This window comes from Halorubrum sp. AJ67, assembly GCF_000513435.1.
The window spans coordinates 355390-358361 of record NZ_CBVY010000002.1 but is presented as its reverse complement, the minus strand read 5'-3'; the positions used below and the strand labels follow the sequence as shown (position 1 = coordinate 358361).

Annotated in this window: 4 protein-coding genes; 1 reads left to right on the top strand and 3 read right to left on the bottom strand. The window is 70.8% G+C overall.

Features of this window, described 5'->3' with window-relative positions; genetic code table 11:
- The coding region (locus tag BN903_RS03480) for a hypothetical protein (protein ID WP_048076386.1) at positions 1 to 381 on the top strand (381 nt) is incomplete at its 5' end.
- 70 nt (positions 382 to 451) lie between these two features.
- On the opposite strand, the gene BN903_RS03475 is transcribed toward BN903_RS03480, so the two are convergent.
- The 3 genes from BN903_RS03475 to BN903_RS03465 form a co-directional block, all read right to left on the bottom strand.
- Complete coding sequence (locus BN903_RS03475) at positions 452 to 1876, bottom strand: OFA family MFS transporter (protein WP_048076385.1); 1425 nt, start codon at positions 1874 to 1876, stop codon at positions 452 to 454.
- 230 nt (positions 1877 to 2106) lie between these two features.
- On the bottom strand, positions 2107 to 2289 hold the full coding sequence (locus BN903_RS03470) for a hypothetical protein (protein ID WP_048076384.1): 183 nt from the start codon (positions 2287 to 2289) through the stop codon (positions 2107 to 2109).
- 1 nt (position 2290) lies between these two features.
- Positions 2291 to 2972, bottom strand: a 682-nt coding sequence (locus BN903_RS03465; RefSeq protein WP_195155699.1) for an L-lactate permease, incomplete at its 5' end; no start/stop codon positions are given.

Sequence of the window (2972 nt, the reverse complement as noted above, 5' to 3'; positions counted from 1 at the left end):
GACCTCGCGCTCGTCACGTTCCTCGGTGCGGCGGCGCGGCTCGCGCACGTCTTCTGGTACCGCACGTTCGAGTCGAGCGTCGCCGTCGACCTCGCCGGCTCGGTCGCGGTCGGAGTCGTGTTCGCGGCCGGACACCTCCTCGTCGCCTCCGGCGACCGCGTCGTCACTCCGGCGGGGCGAGACGCCGACACATTGGTCGTGCGCCCCCGATCGATCGCCGTCGCGGTCGCGGCCGGGTTCCTGCTCCACGCCTCGCAGGCACCCGCGTTTACACCGTTCGGACTCACTCCGACGGGGGTCAACCGCGTACTCGCAATCGGCGGCGTCGCGGTCGGCCTCTGGTCGCTCGCCGTCCGTCGCGCGACGCGCTCGGGGTCGTGACGGGGGAAGGGAGGGAAGTGAAACGAAGGAGAAAAGCGAACGCAGGGGCGCGACCCGCGAGGCGTCCCGATCAGTCCGCGGCCGCCGGCTCGGCCGATTTTAAACCGGACCCGCTCGGCGGGCGGAGGACGAACACCGCCAGCCCCGCGGCGACCGCGAGTCCGCCGCCGAGGACGAACGTGGGGGTCCACCCCAGCGTCGCGACGAGGTAGCCGGCGACGGCCCCGGAGAACACGCCGCCGCCGACCTTCGCGGTGTACAGCACGGCGTAGTTGCCGGAGGAGTTGGCCGCGCCGTAGTAGTCGGTGAGCAGCGACGGGAAGTAGACGAAAAGCGGCGACGAGAAGAACATCGCGCCGAGAACGAACGCGACGAAGACAAAGCCGTTGCCCGTCTGACCGGCCCCCACCAGCGCGACCCGGAAGAGCCCGGCGAGGATGAACGACCCGGCCATCACGCGTTTCCGGTCGAACCGGTCGATCGCCTCGCCGAGGATCAGCCGCGAGACCCCCGCGGCGACCGGCAGGAGCGTCGCGGAGAGCGTCGCGACGAGCGCCGCCAGCCCGAAGTTCTCCGCGAACCGGACCACGTTCGCGATGACGAGGAGGTCGGCGCTCGCCATCGCGATGAACATCGCGTACAGCAGCCAGAACTGCCACGTCGAGAGCATCTCGCGGGAGGTGTAGTTGCGGCCGCGGATCGAGGGAGCGAGACCGTCGCCCCCGTTTCCCCCGGCGTCCTTGCCGCCCTCGGCGTTCTCGCCCCCTTCGCCCTCTTCGCCGTCCCCGTGGCGGTCCAGCCAGTCGCTCGGCGGGTCCCGGAGGAGGAACGAGCCGACGAGCGTCACGACGAGGATCCCGATCCCGATGTTGCGGAGCACGTCGCTGTACGCCGCCACGGTCGCGTTCGCGCGGACGTACGGGACGACGAGGGCGCTCCCGGCGGCGAACGCCATCGTCCCGACGCCGGTCGTCAGCCCCGTCCGGTCCGGGAACCACTTGACCGCCGTGTTGACCGCGACGGTGTAGACGATGCCGACGCCGATCGCGCCGAGCGAGTACAGCAGGTACAGCTGCCAGAGGCTCGTCGCGTACGCCAGCCCGATGTATCCGCCGCCGGCCAGAAGCGCGGCGAGGAACGTGATCGCGCCCGGGCCGCGGCTGTCGCGCCACTTGCCGGCGGGGAACTGCGAGAGCGACTGGAACACGACGTAGAAGGAGAACACCGCGCCCAGCGCCGGCAGCGCGATGTCGAGGCTGTTCGAGAGCGGCTGTTCGATCGACGACCAGACGTACTGGTACGGACTCACCGCGGCCATCATCCCGGCCGCGGCGGCGATCTGCCACCACCGCGAGAAGCCGAGGATGTCGGCGGCACGTCCCGCGTAGTCGACGCCGTCGCGCGACGCCGAGGCGTCGGGGTCGGACTCCGGATCCGCGGCCGATCCGTCGGGTTCCGACTCCGGATCCCCGCTCGATTCCCCGGGTTCACTCATCGTCGTCGGTCCCGTCTGTCGCGTCCGTGGTGTTGATCCGTGTCATGGCGTCTGGGTCCGTCGTCGGTCGTCGCAGCGGCTCGTCCGATACTCATCGCACTCACCGATTAAAACGCGTCGTTGCGGTCGTTCTTGCTCCCGGTCGTCGAAGGCTGCCGGAGCGGTCGTCGAAGGTCGTCGAAGGTCGTCGGAGTCTGCCCGAGCGGGTCCCGCGGAGGGACCGCCCCGACTCAGATCGCGTCCGGATCCGCGGCCGCGAACCGCATCGCCGGCGGGACGAGACCGCCGACGAACAGCATCGCGAGACCGACGCCCCACGCGATCGCGATCCCCGCCGAGGCACCGTAGCTGATGGCCGGCAGCGACAGCGCCATGAGCACGAACGCGAGCGTGTACCGACTCAGAACGTCCATCTCAGGCCACCCCCAGCAGTCCGGCGGCGTTCAGCGCGACGATGGCCACCCCGACGAGCGCCCCGACGAGCGCGACCCACGGGATGGTCACCCGGAGCACGTCCCCCTCGCGGCCGACGATACCGGCCGCCGTCGTCCCGAGGATGACGTTCCCGGGCGAGATCGCGTTACCGATCGCCCCGCCCGCGCTCTGCCCCGCGAGGATCAGCGGCTCGGAGAGCCCGCCCAACTGCGCGGCGGTCTGCTGTTGGAGCCCGCCGAACAGGATGTTCGACGCCGTGTTGCTCGACGTCATGAACGCGCCGAGCGATCCGATGAGCGGCGAGAAGAAGCCGTACGTCGTCGGCGTCGCGACGTTCGCGGCGCTCTCCGCGAGCACGAGCACCTGCCCGCTGTGGTCCATCACCTTCGCCATGACGAGGAAGGAGACGACCGCGATCGACGCCGGGATCGCGGTCGCGAGGACGGTGCGCGAGAACGCCCCGCGCGGCTCGTCGGCGCGGGCGGTGGCCGCCTCGTAGTGCCCCTTCCGGCGGTAGGCGACGAAGGCGACGACCGCGCTGAGGAGCAGGAACGTTCCCGGGTGCGTCAGCGGCGAGAACGGGGAGTACGGGGCGGTCGCCTCGGTGACGACGCCGAACGACGTCGCGATCTCGGGGAACGAGAGGCCGACCTGTAGCGCC

Coding starts and splice junctions, on each gene's coding strand:
- BN903_RS03475 (WP_048076385.1), bottom strand. CDS start 1,876: ATGAGTGAACCCGGGGAATCGAGCGGGGATCCGGAGTCGGAACCCGAC.
- BN903_RS03470 (WP_048076384.1), bottom strand. CDS start 2,289: ATGGACGTTCTGAGTCGGTACACGCTCGCGTTCGTGCTCATGGCGCTG.